The organism is Pseudonocardia sp. Ae505_Ps2 (assembly GCF_001932425.1).
Taxonomy (GTDB): Bacteria; Actinomycetota; Actinomycetes; order Mycobacteriales; family Pseudonocardiaceae; genus Pseudonocardia.
The window spans coordinates 968,994-984,610 of record NZ_MCIP01000001.1 but is presented as its reverse complement, the minus strand read 5'-3'; the positions used below and the strand labels follow the sequence as shown (position 1 = coordinate 984,610).

The window sequence follows — 15,617 nt, the reverse complement described above, 5'->3', positions numbered from 1 at the left end:
CGGCGCTACTCGACCAGACGGTTCTCCCAGGCCCACGCCGCGATCTCCACCCGGTTGCGGGCGTCGAGCTTGGACCCGATGTTGGCGATGTGGGTCTTCACCGTCGACAGCGACACGAACAGGTCCCCGGCGATCTCGGAATTCGTCCGGCCGCGGGCGACCGCCTTCACGACCTCCAGCTCGCGCGGTGAGAGCGTGGCGTGGACGTCGGCGCGGGCCGGCTCCGGCTCGGTCAGCCGCTCCAGCAGCCGCACGGTGACCGACGGCGACACCAGCGCGTCGCCCGCCGCGGCGGCGCGGACCGACTCGACGAGCAGCCGCGGGCCCGCCGTCTTCAGCAGGAACCCGCAGGCGCCCGAGCGCAGCGCACCGTAGACGTACTCGTCCAGGTCGAACGTCGTGACCACCACGATCCGCGGCGGGTCCGGGTCCGCGGTCAGCGCGCGGGTCGCGGCGATCCCGTCCATCCCCGGCATCCGGACGTCCATGAGCACGACGTCCGGGCGCAGCTCGCGGGCCATGGCGACGGCGTCGGTGCCGGTGGCGGCCTCCCCGACGACCTCGATGCCGTCCTCGGCGGACAGGATCAGCCCGAACCCGGTGCGCACCATCTCCTGGTCGTCGGCGAGCAGGACCCGGATCGCGTTCACCGGCCGTCCCCGGCCGGCACCTCGGCGACGACGATCCACCGGCCGGGGCCGTCCGCCCCGGCGTGCAGCGACCCGCCGAGGGCCTCCACCCGCTCCCGCATCCCCGCCAGCCCGTACCCGCCCGGGTCGCGCAGCGGGTTCTCCGTCCCGGTCCCGTCGTTGTGCACCACGGTCACCAGCCTGCCCGCCTGCAGATGGAGGCCGACCGACACCCTGCTCGCGCCGGGCGCGTGCCGGTGCACGTTGGTCAGTGCCTCGCGCACCACCCGGAACGCGGTCGCCGCGACGGCCGGGCCGAGCCGGGCCGTCCGCACCTCGGGTGCGATCTCCAGCCGGGCCCGGCCGCCGTCGGGGTCGAAGCGGGCGACGACGTCCTCGATGTCGTCGAGGCCGTGTCCGGGGGTGCGCACGGCCCCGTCCCCGGTGTCGTCCCCGGCGCCCGAGCGCAGCACGCCGACCATGCGGCGCATCCCGTCGAGGGCCTCGGCACCGGCCCGCTCGATCGCCTCCAGGGCCCGGCCGGCCTCCTCCGGGCGGCTGCCCGCGACCACCACGCCGGCCTGCGCCGCCACCACGATCGCGGTGACGTGGTGGGCGACGGTGTCGTGCAGCTCGCGGGCCAGCTCGAGCCGCTCCTCGTTGCGGGTCTGGGCGAGCCGGGCCGAGCGGCGCTGCCACAGCTCGCGCGCCGCGGTCGCGACGACCATCGTGCCGGCCCAGCCGACCACGGTCAGGCTGGCGAACACCTCGCGGTCGATGCCCGGCACGCGCAGCAGCGGCATGCTCACGATGACGCACAGCGACACCGCCGCCGTCACGATCACCGCCCGGACCGGTGCGGTCCGCACCGTCGACACCGTGACCACGGCCAGTGCGAACAGCTCGGTCAGCGACAGGAACGGGATCCCGCCGGTCAGCAGGGCCCCGACCGAGCCGCACACGGACAGCCCGAACGCGATCGCCGCGACGGGGAGCGGGCGGGTGCCCGTCCGGTACCGGAGGAGCACGACGCCCGCCACGAGCAGGCCGTACACCGCGCCGCTCGGTACCTGGACGCCCGAGCTCAGGCCCAGGGCGGCGTCGCACAGCGCCCAGAACAGGTAGGCGAGCAGCTCGAGCCCGACCAGGATGTTCCGGCCGCGGCGTGTTCCGGCGTTCATGGTGATCACGGTAGGGCGCGCCGTGGCCCGTCGCCCTCGGTCGGAAGTACGACGACCCCTCGGTGAACTCCGTACCACGGGCTGATGCCCCGGCGCCCTCCCGACGGCACCGTGAGCGCCATGATCCATGGTTCGCGGAATCCGGCCGACGTGCCCGAGCGGATCGCCGCCGCGACGGTGAACCTGGTCCGCACCTACGGGAGCGGCCGGGCCGCGGTCCGCGCGCTGGACGGGGTCACGCTGTGGCTGCCCGCGGGCCGGTTCACCGCGGTGATGGGGCCGAGCGGCTCGGGCAAGTCCACGCTGCTGCACTGCCTGGCCGGTCTGGACCGGCCGACGTCGGGGCAGGTGCTGCTGGGCGAGACCGACCTGGGGGCCCTGAACGAGTCCGCGCTGACCCGCGTCCGGCGTGACCGGATGGGATTCGTCTTCCAGGACGGCAACCTGCTGCCACACCTGACCGCGGGCGAGAACATCGACCTCGCGGCCTCGCTGGCCGGGCGCCGGCCGAACCACGCGTGGCGGGCCGAGCTCGTCGAGCGGCTGGGCATCGGTGACCGGCTCACCCACCTGCCCTCGGAGCTGTCCGGCGGGCAGCGCCAGCGCGTCGCGGTGGCCAGGGCGCTGCTGGGCCGCCCGGAGATCGTCGTCGCCGACGAGCCGACCGGCGCACTCGACACCCGTTCCGGGCGTGAGCTGCTGGGCCTGCTGCGGGCCTGCGTGGACGACTACGGCCAGACCGTCGTCATGGTCACCCACGACCCGCTGGCGGCCGCGGCGTCGGACCAGGTGCTGCTGCTGCGCGACGGTCGTGCCGCGGGCCGGCTGGACCGGCCCAGCCCGGACCGGGTGCTGTCCGCGATGGGCGCGCTCACCGGCACCGGCGCCCCCGCGATCGCCGACGCCACGATCACCGGTCCGGTGGCCCGGTGAACCCGGCGACCCGCGCGGCCGTCGCCGGGGCCCGGCGCAGCCCGCGTCAGCTGCTGCTGACCGGGCTCGCCGTGCTGGTGGCGACGGTGTTCGCCGCCGCGGCGGTGCTGCTGACGGCGAGCCTGCGCGCCGACCTCCTGGGGAACACGTCGTCGGTGCCCGCGGGCGCGACGTTCGCCCTGGAGACCGACACCTCGTCGGGGGCCGCCACGACGGAGCTGGAGGGCCGGCTGCGCGCGCTGTCGGGGGTGACCGCGGTGTCGACCTCCCGGTCGGGTGCGGTCGCCGTCGTCGCGGGCGGCGCGAGCGGCACCTGGTTGCTGAGCACCGACCCGATGACCGGGCCGCTGCAGGGGCTGGAGCCGCTGACGGCCGGTCGCCTGCCCGCCGGCCCGGGGGAGGCGCTGGTCGGGGCGAGCACCGCGGAGCGCACCGGGCTCGCCCCCGGCGCCACGGTCGGCCTCGGCGACCGCACGCTGACGGTCACCGGGGTGGTGCCGGTCCGTTCCGAGGGCATCGACTCGCTCGTCGTCCGCGACGACGACCCGGCCGCCGCCGGGCTGTCCGCCTACCGCACCGCGGTTGCCGGGAAGCCGGACCCGACCGCGCTCGCCGCCGTCCCGGGCGTCACCGGGGTCCGGACCGCCGACGACCAGCGCACCGAGGACCTGGCGTCGGCCTCGGCGTCGGCGGACGCGCTGCTGGCCGGGCTGTCGGTGTTCGTCGGGCTGGCGCTGGTCGCCGCGGCCGTGGTGGTCGCCTCGACGTTCCGGATCGTGCTGGCCCGCCGCACCCGTGAGCTGGCGCTGCTGCGCTGCGTCGGTGCGGGCCGCGGGCAGGTGGTGCGGTCGGTGCTGGCCGAGGCGGCGCTCACCGGGCTGGTCGCGGGGGTCGCCGGGGCAGCCGTCGCCGTCGCGGGCGGGTGGGTCGCCCTGGCGGCGGCGGGCGCGGCCGGGATGAACGCCCCGGCGCTCGTGGTGCCGTGGGGGCGGATCGCGGGATGCGTGCTGCTCGCCGTCGTCGTGACGGTGCTGGCAGCGCTGGCCCCGGCGCTCGCCGCCGGCCGGACCCCGCCGGTGGTGGCGCTCGGCGCGGCGGACGCGAGCGGTGCACGCGCGCCGCGGGCCCGGGTGCGGCTGTCGCTCGCCGCGGTCTCGCTCGTCCTGGCGGTGCTGCTCGCCGTCGCCGGCGTCGCCATGGGGAGCCCGCTGGGCGGGCTGGTGCTGGCTGCGCTGTCCGGGATGCTGGTGTTCGCGGCGCTCGTGGCGACCGGGCCGTTCGTGGTGTCCGGCGCCGCGGCGCTGGTGGCGCCGGTCGTCGCGCGGTGGGCGCCGGGGCGGATCGCGGTGGGCAACGCGCGACGGATGTCGCGGCGTACCGCGGCGATGACGACGGTGCTGTCGCTGGGCGTGGGGCTGACCGCAGCGATGCTCGTCGCCGTGGCAGGCGCCTCGGCGGACGTCACGGCGTCCCTCGAACGGGACTACCCGGCCGACATCGTCGTGTACGCCGACGCCGGCGAGGCCGCGTCGCTCGCGGCCCGGCTCGACGCCGTGCCCGAGCTGACCGCCCGGGAGGCCGACGGCCTCGTGCTCGTCGACCCGGCGCCGGGGGTCGACCCGGTGGCCGTGCGGACCGCGGTGGTGCGGGCCGCGGGCGACGCACCGGTCGCGTTCACCGCGGAGCTGCGCGAACAGGCCGAGACCACGGTCGGCGCCGTCCGCGGGGTCGGACTGGGCCTGGTCGGAGTGACGCTGCTGGTGGCGGTCGTCGGGATCGGGGTGACCCTGGCGCTGTCGGTCAGCGAACGGACCCGGGAGATCGCGTTGCTGCGCACGCTCGGGCTGTCGCGGGCCGCGTCACGGCGCGCGGTCGCGATCGAGGCGGCGCTCGCCGGCGCGGTCGCGGCGGTGCTCGGCGTCGTGCTGGGAGGTGTTTACGGCCTGCTGGCGCTGACGGCGTCCGGCCTCGGATCGCTCACGGTGCCGCCGCTGGGGCAGCTCGCCGGGCTGGCGGTCGCGGTGGTCGCGGTCGCGGTGCTCGCGTCGGTGGGGCCGTTGCGCCGCGCCGGGCGGATCGAGCCCGCGCACGGCGTCGTCGCGGCGTGAGCGCGTACCCGCGCGCCCGGACCGGGGGGTCGGGCGCGCGGGTGGCCCCGGTGGGTCAGTTCGCGGGCTCCAGCACGAACACCGGGATGACCCGGGAGGTCTTCTCCTGGTACTCGGCGTAGGGCGGGTAGGCCTCGACGGAGCGGTCCCACCACTCCTGGCGCTCGTCGCCGGTGACCTCGCGGGCCACGAACGTGCCGGTCTGCGTGCCGTCCTGGACCTGGACCTGCGGGTTCGCGACCACGTTGTGGTACCAGGCCGGGTGCTCCGGGGTGCCGCCCTTGGAGGCGATCATCGCGTACGAACCGTCGTGCTCGACGCGCATCACCGGCACGTAGCGCTTCTTGCCGGACTTCGCGCCGGTGGTCGTGACCAGCACGATCGGGCGGTCCATGACGGTGACGCCCTCGGTGGTGCCGTTCTCGAGGATCTTCTCGGTCTGCTCGCGGACCCAGTCGGTCGGGGAGAGCTCAGCGTTCTGCGTCATACCGGTGGAGAACCCGATACCACCGGTGATCATTCCTCGCAGCCGGGTGAGGGGCTGGTGTTCGTCGCCGGACGGTGCCTACGGTGCCGGTGCACGACCAACTGAACACGCGGGAGCTCCGTCGCGCGGGGCTGAGAGGGCGACTCGCCGGTCGCCGACCGCAGAACCGGCCGGGTAATGCCGGCCAGGGAGGACCGTCATGACAACGGCACCAGTGCGTCCGCAGCAGGTCACCACCGGCCCGATCCAGGGCTCGGCCAAGGCCTGGATCGAGGGCCCGGACGGCATCACCGTCCCGGTCCGGCGGATCTCGCTCTCCAACGGCGAGCACCACGACGTCTACGACACCTCCGGCCCGTACACCGACTCCGACGCGACCGTCGACCTGCACGCCGGGCTGCCCCGGCTGCGGGAGCCGTGGGTCGGGTCGCGGGAGCCGGGGACCCAGATGTCCTGGGCACGGGCCGGGATCGTCACCCCCGAGATGGCCTACATCGCCGTCCGTGAGCGGTGCGACGCGGAGCTCGTCCGCGCCGAGGTCGCCCGCGGCCGCGCGGTGATCCCGGCCAACCGCAACCACCCCGAGTGCGAGCCGATGATCATCGGCAAGCGGTTCCTCACCAAGGTCAACGCCAACATCGGCAACTCCGCGGTGAGCTCCTCGATCGCCGAGGAGGTGGAGAAGATGGTGTGGGCGACCCGGTGGGGCGCCGACACCGTGATGGACCTGTCCACCGGCAAGGACATCCACGAGACGCGCGAGTGGATCCTGCGCAACTCCCCGGTCCCGATCGGCACCGTGCCGATCTACCAGGCCCTGGAGAAGTGCAACGGGGACCCGGCCGCGCTGAGCTGGGAGATCTACCGCGACACCGTGCTCGAGCAGTGCGAGCAGGGCGTGGACTACATGACCGTGCACGCCGGGGTGCTGCTGCGGCACGTCCCGCTGACCGCCAAGCGGGTCACCGGGATCGTCTCCCGCGGCGGCTCGATCATGGCGGCGTGGTGCCTGGCGCACCACACCGAGTCGTTCCTGTACACCCACTTCGCCGAGCTGTGCGAGATCCTCCGCCGCTACGACGTCACGTTCTCCCTCGGCGACGGCCTGCGCCCCGGCTCGATCGCCGACGCCAACGACGAGGCCCAGCTCGCCGAGCTCGCCACCCTCGGCGAGCTGACGCGGATCGCGCGCGGGTACGACGTGCAGGTCATGATCGAGGGCCCCGGCCACGTCCCGATGGACAAGATCGTCGAGAACGTGCGGCTGGAGGAGGAGTGGTGCGACGAGGCGCCGTTCTACACCCTCGGCCCGCTGGCCACCGACATCGCGCCCGGCTACGACCACATCACCTCCGCGATCGGCGCCGCCCGCATCGCCGAGGCCGGGACCGCGATGCTCTGCTACGTCACGCCCAAGGAACACCTGGGGCTGCCGAACCGCGACGACGTCAAGGTCGGGGTGATCAGCTACAAGATCGCCGCGCACGCCGCGGACCTGGCCAAGGGCCACCCGCACGCCCAGGCCCGCGACGACGCGCTGTCGGCGGCGCGGTTCGAGTTCCGCTGGCGCGACCAGTTCGCGCTCTCGCTCGACCCGGACACCGCGACCGCCTACCACGACGAGACGCTGCCGGCCGAGCCCGCGAAGACGGCGCACTTCTGCTCGATGTGCGGGCCGAAGTTCTGCTCGATGCGGATCACCCAGGACGTCCGCGACTACGCCGAGGCGCACGGGCTGACCAGCGTCGAGGCGATCGAGGCCGGGATGGCGGAGAAGTCCGGGGAGTTCCGCGACGAGGGCGGCCGGGTGTACCTGCCGATCGCCACCGCGGACTGAGGCACCGGACCGGGGCGTGCCCCGCCGGGGCCGCGGGATCCCACCCGCGGCCCCGGCACCGTCTACCGTCGTCGGCGACCACGCACGACGCGGGAGCTCGCGGAACAGGCGGGCTGAGAGGGCGGCCGGGTCCCACCGGGACCGGCGTCGCCGACCGCGTACCGGCCGGGTAATGCCGGCCAGGGAGGACACGTCCATGGAGCCCACCGTCGGCACCACCCCGCCCCGGGTCATGACGATCGCGGGCACCGACTCGGGCGGTGGCGCGGGCATCGCCGCGGACCTGCGCACCTTCGCCGCCTGCGGGGTGCACGGCTGCCTCGCCGTCTGTGCGGTGACCGTGCAGAACTCGGTCGGGGTCACCGGCGTGCACACCGTCCCGGTCGAGACGATCGCCGGGCAGATCGCCACGGTCGCCTCCGACATCGGGCTGCAGGCCGCGAAGACCGGGATGCTCGCGAACGCCGAGATCATCGAGACCGTCGCGCGGGCCTGCGACGGATGCGACATCGGCGCCGGTCGGGCCACGCCGCTGGTCGTCGACCCGGTCGCGGCCTCGATGCACGGGGACCCGCTGCTGGCCGCCGAGGCGCTGGACGCCTACCGGCACACGCTGTTCCCGCGGGCCACGCTGGTCACACCGAACCTCGACGAGATCCGGCTGCTCGTCGAGCACGACGTCCACGACCGCGCGGGCCAGTACGCCGCGGCGAAGGCGCTGCACGCGCTCGGCCCGCGCGCGGTCCTGGTGAAGGGCGGCCACCTCGCCGAGGACACCGACGGCTGCCTGGACCTCCTCTACGACGGCGACACGGTCGTCGAGCTGCCCGGCCCGCGTTTCGACACCGGCCACACCCACGGCGGCGGGGACTCCCTGGCCGCCGCGATCGCGTCCGGGCTCGCCCGCGGGATGGAGCTGGAGGCGGCGGTGCGCTTCGGGAAGCGCTACATCGTCGAGGCGGTCCGGCACGCCTACCCGCTGGGCGCCGGGCACGGCCCGGTGTCCCCGCTGTGGGCCGTGCGGCCGTGGTGGGAGGAGGACGACTGACCCTGCGCACCCCCTTGGATGCGAGATGGATGCGATCTCAACAAATCCGAGGTCGGGAACGACCGGGCCCCGGCGGGCCGCAGATGCGGATCCCGGCTCGCGCGTCGCTCCGCGAAGGGTGCCCTGACCTGGGGATCGGTCGCTGTGGTCTGCATCGCACTTGCCGGTGGAGGTGTATACGCTTCCGCGCGATGAGCATCTTGGGCACCCGCGTCGTCCGCACCGAGGATCCGGTCTTCCTCACGCGCGGCGCGACCTACACCGACGACCTGACCGAGGAGCGGCTGACCGGGGCGTTGCACCTGACGCTCGTCCGCTCCCCGCTGGCCCACGCGACGATCACCTCGATCGACACCTCGGCGGCGCTCGCGTCGCCCGGCGTCGTCGCCGTCGTCACCGGGGCCGACCTCGACATCGCCCCGGCGCTGCTGTTCCCGGGCGCCAACAAGGCCATGACCCGCCCGTTCCTCGCCACCGACCGCGTGCGGTTCGTCGGCGAGCCGGTCGCGGCGGTCCTCACCGAGGAGTTCTACCAGGGTGAGGACGCGGCCGAGCTGGTCGACGTCGAGTACGAGCCCCTCGACGTCGTGATCGACCCGCTGGCCGCGGTCCGTGACGAGACCCTGCTGTTCCCCGAGGCCGGGACCAACACCGCGGCCGCCTACGGGCACGACGAGGAGCAGGACGCCACGTTCTTCGACGGCTGCGAGGTCGTCGTCTCCCGGGACCTGGTGAACCAGCGGCTGGCCGCGGCCCCGCTGGAGACCCGCGCCGCCAGTGCCGTCTGGGACGGCGACCACGTCACCGTCTACATGTCCAACCAGAACGCCCAGGGCGGCCGCGACGAGATCGCCGGCTGGCTGGGCCTGGACAAGGACAAGGTGCGGGTCGTGCTCCCCGACGTCGGCGGCGGCTTCGGCGCGAAGATCGGCTCGGACCCGGAGTTCGGTCTCGTCGCCTGGCTCGCACGCCGGCAGGGCCGCCCGGTCCGCTGGAACGAGTCCCGCTCGGAGAACATGACCGGCATGGTGCAGGGCCGCGCCCAGCGCCAGACCGTCACGATCGGCGGCACCAGTGAGGGCCGGGTCACCCACTACCGGATCGACGTCGTGCAGGACCTGGGCGCCTACCCGCGCCTCGGGACCTTCCTGCCGATGTTCACCCGCATGATGGCGCCCGGCACCTACGACATCGCGAACGTCGACTCCCGCGCGCGCACCGTCGTCACCAACACGACCTCGATCGCCGCCTACCGCGGCGCCGGGCGACCGGAGGCGACCGCGGCGATCGAGCGGGCGATGGACCTGTTCGCCGCCGAGATCGGCAAGGACCCGGCGGAGGTCCGCAAGCTGAACGTGGTCGCCCCGGACAAGTTCCCGTTCCAGACCAAGGGCGGGGTCGAGTACGACTCCGGCGAGTACGCCAAGGCCATCGACCTGGCCCTGGAGAAGTCCGGCTACGCCGGGCTGCGCGCCGAGCAGAAGGCCCGCCGGGAGTCCGGCGACGCCCGCCAGCTCGGCATCGGCGTCTCCTCCTACGTCGAGATCACCGGTGGCGGTGCGTTCGCCGAGGACGCGTCGGTGGAGGTGCACCCGGACGGCTCGGTGACCGTGCTGACCGGCACGTCCCCGCACGGGCAGGGCCACGCCACGGCGTGGGCGATGCTCGCGTCCGACCAGCTCGGCGTCCCGATCGAGAAGATCACCGTCAAGCACGGCGACACCGACCTCGTCCCGCGCGGCGGCGGCACCATGGGGTCGCGCTCGCTGCAGACCGGTGGCGTCGCGGTGCACCAGGCCTCGGCCGAGCTGGTCGACCTGGCCAAGCAGCGCGCCGCGGAGCTGCTCGAGGCGGGCGTGGACGACCTGGAGCTCGACCCCGAGCACGCCGCGATCACCGTCAGGGGCGTCCCCGGCGCGAAGTCGGTGACCCTGGCCGAGCTGGCCGCCTCCGAGCAGCTCAAGGTCGACACGACCTGGGACGGCAAGAAGCCGACCTTCCCGTTCGGCGCGCACGTCTGCGTCGTCGAGGTGGACACCGAGTCCGGCAAGGTGACGGTCGAGAAGATCGTCGCCGTCGACGACGCCGGACCCATCCTCAACCCGCTGCTCTGCGACGGTCAGCGGCACGGCGGGATCGCCCAGGGCATCGCGCAGGCGCTGCTCGAGGAGGTCATCTACGACGAGGAGGGGCAGCCGCTCACCGGCACCTTCGCCGACTACGGCATCCCGTCGGCCGCCGAGCTGCCCAGCTTCGACCTGGTCGAGATGACGACCCCGACGCCGGTCAACCCGATGGGCTACAAGGGCATCGGCGAGGCCGGGACGATCGGCTCCACCCCCGCCACCCAGAGCGCGGTCATCGACGCCCTGTCCCACCTCGGCGTCACGCACATCGACATGCCCCTGACCCCGATGCGGGTCTGGGAAGCCATCCAGGAGGCCTCCAAGTGAAGGTCGAGATCACCGTCAACGGTGAGCCCACCAGTGCCGACGTGGAGCCCCGTCAGCTGCTCGCGCACTACCTGCGGGAGACCGTCGGGCTGAAGGCCACCAACATCGGCTGCGACACCACGTCGTGCGGCGCGTGCACCGTGCTGCTCGACGGGGACGCGGTCAAGTCGTGCACCGTGCTGTCGGTGCAGGCCGACCAGCAGTCGGTCACCACCATGGAGGGGCTCGACGGCGCCGCCGAGGGCCGCCCCGAGCACCCGGTCACCGCGGCGTTCCGGTCCGAGCACGGGCTGCAGTGCGGCTTCTGCACCCCGGGCATGGTCATGTCCGCGGTGTCGCTGATCAGCCACGACGACGACCTGGACGAGCGGAAGGTCCGCGAGGGCCTGGAGGGCAACCTCTGCCGCTGCACGGGCTACCACAACATCGTGCGCGCGGTGCTCGTCGCCGCGGGGAAGGACCCGGACGCCGCGCAGAAGGCCGAGGCCGAGTCCGACGCGCTGCGTACCGCGCCCGGCTTCTCCCGCGGGGAGGCCGGCGCATGATCCCCCTCGCGTTCGACTACGCCCGCCCGGACACCCTCGACGACGCCATCGCGCTGCTCGCCGAGAAGGGCGAGGACTCCAGCGTCCTGGCCGGCGGCCACTCGCTGATCCCGGTCATGAAGGTGCGCCTCGGCGCGCCGGAGTTCCTGATCGACATCGGCAGGCTCCCGGAGCTGTCCTACATCCGTGTCGAGGGCGACGAGCTCGCCGTCGGTGCGGGCACCAAGCACCGCGACGTGGTCGACTCCGCCGAGGTCGCGGCCGAGGTGCCGCTGCTCGGAGCGGTCGCCCGCACCGTCGGTGACCCGCAGATCCGGGCCCGCGGCACGCTCGGCGGCACCGTCGCGCACGCCGACCCGGCCGCGGACCTGCCCGCCGCGCTGCTCGCGCTGGACGCCACCGTCGTCCTGCAGGGGCCGCGCGGGAAGCGCTCGGTGCCGATCGGCGAGTTCTACACCGGCGTGTTCACCACCGTCCGCGAGCCCGACGAGCTGATCGTCGAGATCCGGATCCCGCGCTGCGGTGACCAGGGCTGGGCGTACGAGAAGTTCACCCGGCGCAGCAACGACTGGGCCATCGTCGCCGTCGCGGTGTCCGGTGACCGGATAGGCCTGGTCAACATGGGGTCGACCGCGCTGCGGGCGTCCGCGACCGAGCAGGCCCTCGCCGACGGGCGCTCGGTCGCCGAGGCGGCCGCGCTGGCCGCCGAGGGCACCGAGCCGCCGGCCGACACCCACGGGTCGGTCGCGTACCGCACCCACCTGGTGCAGGTGCTGACCCGGCGCGCGCTCGAGACGGCGCGCGGCCAGGGCTGAGCCACCCCGCCGACCGAGCACCGGGGGCCGGGCTCACACGAGCCCGGCCTCCTGGGCGGCGATCGCGGCCTGGGTGCGGGAGCGCAGGCCCAGCTTCGCCAGGACCCGGGACACGTGCGTCTTCGTCGTCCCCTCCGAGATGACCAGCTCCGCGGACAGCTCGGCGTTGGACAGCCCGCGGCCCAGCCCGGCGAGCACGTCGGTCTCGCGCGCGGTGAGCGTCTCCAGCCCCGGTACCGACGACGGCCGCGGCGCCCCCGCGTAGCGGCGGATCACCCGCCGGGTCACCTCCGGTGCCAGCACTCCCTCGCCGCGGGCCACGGCCCGCACGCCGTCGGTCAGCCGGGTCGCGTCGACCGACTTCAGCAGGAACCCGGCAGCCCCGGCCGCGAGCGCGCCGTCGACGAGCTCGTCGAGGTCGAACGTGGTCAGCACCAGGACCTGGGTCGGCCCGCCCCCGGCGAGGATCCGCCGCGTCGCCTCGATGCCGTCGATGCCGGGCATCCGGATGTCCATCAGCACCACGTCGGGCCGGTGCTCCGCGGCCGCCCGCACGGCCGAGAGCCCGTCGGCCACTTCGGCGACGACGTCGATGTCCGGGGCCGAGCCCAGGATCAGCACCAGCCCCGTGCGGACCGCCTCCTGGTCGTCGGCGACGACCACCCGCACGGTCATCGCGCCACCACGTCGGTGTCCGGGGCGACGGCGGCCAGTGGCAGATCGGCCCGGACCAGCCAGCCGTCGCCGTCGGGGCCAGCGTGCAGGGTCCCTCCGACGGCACGGGCGCGCTCGCGCAGGCCGTCGAGGCCGGTGCCGCCGTGCAGCCCCGGAGCCGCCGCGGGGCGCCGCCCGGGGCCGTTGCGGACCTCGACGAGCAGCCGGCCCGGGGCATCGGAGTGGAGGCTCAGGCGCACCGTCACCTGCGAGCCGGGTGCGTGCTTCGCGGCGTTGGTCAGCGACTCCTGCACGATGCGGTACCCGGCGAGGTCGACCGGGGCGGGCAGCGGGTCCGCGCCGCGCTCGTCGTGCAGGACGGGGGACAGGCCGGCGGCGCGGGCCTCGTCGAGCAGCGCGTCGACCTCGGACAGCCGGGCGGGCGCCCCGGGCGGGTCGGCCGTGTCGCCGTCGCGCAGCAGCCCGATCATCGTGCGCATCTCCCCGAGCGCGGCGACACCGGAGGACCGCACCGTCCCCAGCACCTGCCGGACCAACGCCGGGTCGGCGCCGGGCTGCAGCGCCGCCTCGGACTGCAGCGCGATCGCCGACAGCCGACCGGCGACGACGTCGTGCAGGTCGCGGGCCATCCGGGCCCGCTCCGCGGCGACGGCGGCGTCCCGCTCCCGGGCCGCTGTCTGCTCCACCGCGGCGGCCCGCTCCCGCTCGACGGCCGCCAGGTCCCGGAACCGGCGCACCTCCAGCCCCCAGACCAGTGGGAGCCCGACGACGAGCGTCAGGTTGAGCACCGCGTAGGTGCCGGTGCGCATGCCCGTGGTCAGCAGTGCCACGACGCCCAGGACGGTGGCGACCCCACCGGCAGCGACGGCGACCGCCCGTGCGGTGCGCCACGGCGGGAACACCACGGCGCAGTAGAGCAGGTCGGTGAACACGAGCACGGTCCCGATCTCGGTCCGGCCTTCCAGGACGGGGCCCGCGACCACGGCCGCCGTGCCGACCAGCAGCCCGGCGGGCACCGCGATCCGGCGCAGCACCGACGCGGCGCAGCCCACCCCCATGAACAGCAGCGACGCCGGTGTCGCCCCTCCTGACCCCGCGCCGGACCAGGCGATCCCCGCGTCGGGCAGCGCCCAGATCAGCAGCAGCCCGACCACGAACCACACGACGCCCGTCCCGGCGTCGCGGAGCACCGAGGGTGCGCCGCCGTCGCGGTTCACCAGGTACGTGATCACACCTCATCCCAGCACGCCCGGCGCCCGCGCCGCGTCCGTCGAAGGTGGTACGCGCGGATCGGTCGCACGCCGGACGCGCCACCGCGGGCGGGGCGGCACGATCGCCGGCCATGGGGGAGTCGTTGTTCGCCGAGCCGCTGCTGTGGCTGATCGTCGGCGCCGAGATCGGGTTCTGGGTGTTCCTGCTGGCCGGGCTGGGGGCGCGCTACGTGCTGCGTCGCCGGGGCCTGGGTGCGGTGTTGCTGCTGGGGGTGCCGCTGATGGACCTCGTGCTGGTCACCGCCTCGACGGTGGACCTGGCGACCGGCGGCGAACCGTCGCGGGTGCACGGGCTGGCCGCGCTCTACCTCGGGATCACCGTCGCGTTCGGACACTCGCTGGTGCGCTGGGCCGACGTCCGGTTCGCCCACCGCTTCGCGGGCGGCCCGGCACCGGTACGCCCGCCCCGGGGCGGGGCCGCCCGGATGCGGTACGAGTGGCGCGAGTACGGCAAGGTCGTCGCCGCCTGGGTGATCACGGCGGCGGTGCTGGTGCTGCTGTCGGTGGTCGGCGGCCGCGCGGTCCCGGCGCCGGGTGCCTGGTCGGGGGACCCGATGTGGTCCTGGCTGGCGACGGCGTCGCTGATCGCCGGGATCTGGTTCGTCGCGGGGCCGCTGTGGGCGACGGTGTTCCCCGGTACCGACGACCGGGAGCGCTCCGGTGCCCGGTGACCGCCTCGCCGCGCCGGACGTGCTGCGCGGCCTCGCGATCGCCGGGACCTTCGCGACGAACGTCTGGGTGTTCGCCGACCCGCGCGGGCCGGGTGCGGTGTTCGCCGGGTTCTCCGCGGGGTGGTGGCTCGACACCGCGCTCCGCGCCGTCGCGAACGGCAAGTTCCTCGCACTTCTCACCCTGCTGTTCGGCATCGGGATGGAGCTGCAGTACCGCTCCGCGGTGCGCCGCGGGCTGCGGTGGCCCGGCCGCTACCTCGCCCGGGCCGGGATCCTGTTCACCGAGGGACTGCTGCACTACGTGCTGGTCTTCGAGTTCGACGTGCTGATGGGCTACGCGATCGCCTCGGTGCTGGTCGCGTGGCTGGTGGGCCGGTCGGCGCGGGTGCGGACGGCGGCGGCCTGCGTCGCCGGGGCGGTCACGGTGCTGCTCGTGGTCGGCGCGTCCGTCGCGACGGCCGGCAGCACCGGGGCCGACGTGCCGCTCCCGCCGTACCCGGCGACCTGGACCGGACAGGTCGCCGCCCGGCTGACCGACCCGCTGCTCTACCGGGTCGAGCTCGTGCTGATCGTCCCGTCGGCGGTGGCGCTGTTCCTGGCCGGGTCGGCCCTGCTGCGCGCCGGCCTGTTCGACACCGCCGCCGTCACCCTGCGCCGGCGGCTGATCGGCACCGGGGCCGTCGGGGTGGTGCTCACCCTGCTCACCACGCTCGGCGGCGCCCCGTGGTTCCTCGTCGAGCGCTACCTGGTGGCACCGCTGGTCGCGCTGGGGCTGCTCGGCCTGGTGCCGGAGGTCCTGGCGCGACTGCGTGGTCCGGCCGGCCCGGTGCGGCGCGGGCTCACCGCGCTCGGCCGGACCGCGATGACCTGCTACGTCGGCCAGAACGTCGTGGCCGCGGTCCTGTTCGGCGCCTGGGGGCTCGGCCTGGCCGGGGCGCTCGTCGGCGTTGCCGGCGCCGCTGCG

General features: G+C 74.8%; 13 protein-coding genes and 1 pseudogene. 9 read left to right on the top strand and 5 right to left on the bottom strand.

The annotated features are described in order from the left end of the window. Nucleotides 1-5: 5 nt before the first annotated feature. Together Ae505Ps2_RS04470 and Ae505Ps2_RS04465 are read right to left on the bottom strand one after the other, a co-directional pair. Nucleotides 6-650 carry a response regulator transcription factor gene (locus Ae505Ps2_RS04470; RefSeq protein WP_226361709.1) on the bottom strand — a complete coding sequence of 215 codons (645 nt, stop codon included), beginning with the start codon at nt 648-650 and terminating at the stop codon, nt 6-8. Next, nucleotides 647-1,810 carry a histidine kinase gene (locus tag Ae505Ps2_RS04465; RefSeq protein WP_158071542.1) on the bottom strand — a complete coding sequence of 388 codons (1,164 nt, stop codon included), beginning with the start codon at nt 1,808-1,810 and terminating at the stop codon, nt 647-649. The genes Ae505Ps2_RS04470 and Ae505Ps2_RS04465 overlap by 4 nt, the downstream gene beginning before the upstream one ends. Before the next feature lie 120 nt (nt 1,811-1,930). Here Ae505Ps2_RS04465 and Ae505Ps2_RS04460 point away from each other — a divergent pair, with 120 nt between their 5' ends. Both Ae505Ps2_RS04460 and Ae505Ps2_RS04455 read left to right on the top strand, forming a co-directional pair. Beyond that, a complete protein-coding gene (locus Ae505Ps2_RS04460; protein WP_075554171.1) occupies nt 1,931-2,743 on the top strand; it encodes an ABC transporter ATP-binding protein in 813 nt (270 codons plus the stop codon). Further along, nucleotides 2,740-4,851, top strand: a complete 2,112-nt coding sequence (locus tag Ae505Ps2_RS04455) for an FtsX-like permease family protein (protein ID WP_075553428.1) — start codon at nt 2,740-2,742, stop codon at nt 4,849-4,851. The genes Ae505Ps2_RS04460 and Ae505Ps2_RS04455 overlap by 4 nt, the downstream gene beginning before the upstream one ends. Before the next feature lie 55 nt (nt 4,852-4,906). Here Ae505Ps2_RS04455 and Ae505Ps2_RS04450 read toward each other — a convergent pair whose 3' ends face one another. After that, nucleotides 4,907-5,338: a nitroreductase family deazaflavin-dependent oxidoreductase gene (locus tag Ae505Ps2_RS04450; protein WP_075309841.1), complete on the bottom strand. Its 432-nt coding sequence runs from the start codon at nt 5,336-5,338 to the stop codon at nt 4,907-4,909. Between the two features lie 199 nt (nt 5,339-5,537). Between Ae505Ps2_RS04450 and thiC the strand changes: the two genes are divergently transcribed. From thiC to Ae505Ps2_RS04425, 5 genes are all read left to right on the top strand, one after another. Then, nucleotides 5,538-7,175 carry a phosphomethylpyrimidine synthase ThiC gene (gene thiC / locus Ae505Ps2_RS04445; RefSeq protein ID WP_075309843.1) on the top strand — a complete coding sequence of 546 codons (1,638 nt, stop codon included), beginning with the start codon at nt 5,538-5,540 and terminating at the stop codon, nt 7,173-7,175. A gap of 196 nt (nt 7,176-7,371) precedes the next feature. Then, nucleotides 7,372-8,223 (top strand): bifunctional hydroxymethylpyrimidine kinase/phosphomethylpyrimidine kinase, encoded by an 852-nt coding sequence (gene thiD, locus Ae505Ps2_RS04440; protein WP_139318905.1) that lies wholly within the window; start codon nt 7,372-7,374, stop codon nt 8,221-8,223. A 191-nt stretch (nt 8,224-8,414) separates the two neighbouring features. Continuing rightward, complete coding sequence (locus Ae505Ps2_RS04435; RefSeq protein WP_075553427.1) at nt 8,415-10,676, top strand: xanthine dehydrogenase family protein molybdopterin-binding subunit; 2,262 nt, start codon at nt 8,415-8,417, stop codon at nt 10,674-10,676. Then, nucleotides 10,673-11,221, top strand: a complete 549-nt coding sequence (locus Ae505Ps2_RS04430) for a (2Fe-2S)-binding protein (protein WP_075309849.1) — start codon at nt 10,673-10,675, stop codon at nt 11,219-11,221. Before Ae505Ps2_RS04435 ends, Ae505Ps2_RS04430 begins: the two co-directional genes overlap by 4 nt. Further along, nucleotides 11,218-12,036, top strand: coding sequence for a xanthine dehydrogenase family protein subunit M (locus Ae505Ps2_RS04425; protein ID WP_075553426.1), 819 nt, complete (start codon nt 11,218-11,220; stop codon nt 12,034-12,036). The genes Ae505Ps2_RS04430 and Ae505Ps2_RS04425 overlap by 4 nt, the downstream gene beginning before the upstream one ends. A 33-nt stretch (nt 12,037-12,069) precedes the next feature. Here the strand turns inward: Ae505Ps2_RS04425 and Ae505Ps2_RS04420 are convergent, their stop codons facing one another. Both Ae505Ps2_RS04420 and Ae505Ps2_RS04415 read right to left on the bottom strand, forming a co-directional pair. Continuing rightward, complete coding sequence (locus Ae505Ps2_RS04420) at nt 12,070-12,711, bottom strand: response regulator transcription factor (RefSeq protein WP_075309853.1); 642 nt, start codon at nt 12,709-12,711, stop codon at nt 12,070-12,072. Continuing rightward, on the bottom strand, nt 12,708-13,943 hold the full coding sequence (locus tag Ae505Ps2_RS04415; protein WP_083695323.1) for a histidine kinase: 1,236 nt from the start codon (nt 13,941-13,943) through the stop codon (nt 12,708-12,710). Before Ae505Ps2_RS04415 ends, Ae505Ps2_RS04420 begins: the two co-directional genes overlap by 4 nt. 110 nt (nt 13,944-14,053) lie before the next feature. Between Ae505Ps2_RS04415 and Ae505Ps2_RS04410 the strand changes: the two genes are divergently transcribed. Continuing rightward, nucleotides 14,054-14,653 (top strand): hypothetical protein, encoded by a 600-nt coding sequence (locus Ae505Ps2_RS04410; RefSeq protein WP_020626203.1) that lies wholly within the window; start codon nt 14,054-14,056, stop codon nt 14,651-14,653. Nucleotides 14,654-14,852: 199 nt separating this feature from the next. Continuing rightward, nucleotides 14,853-15,533, top strand: a pseudogene (locus Ae505Ps2_RS33105) (DUF418 domain-containing protein); the annotation flags it as partial. Between the last annotated feature and the right edge of the window lie 84 nt (nt 15,534-15,617).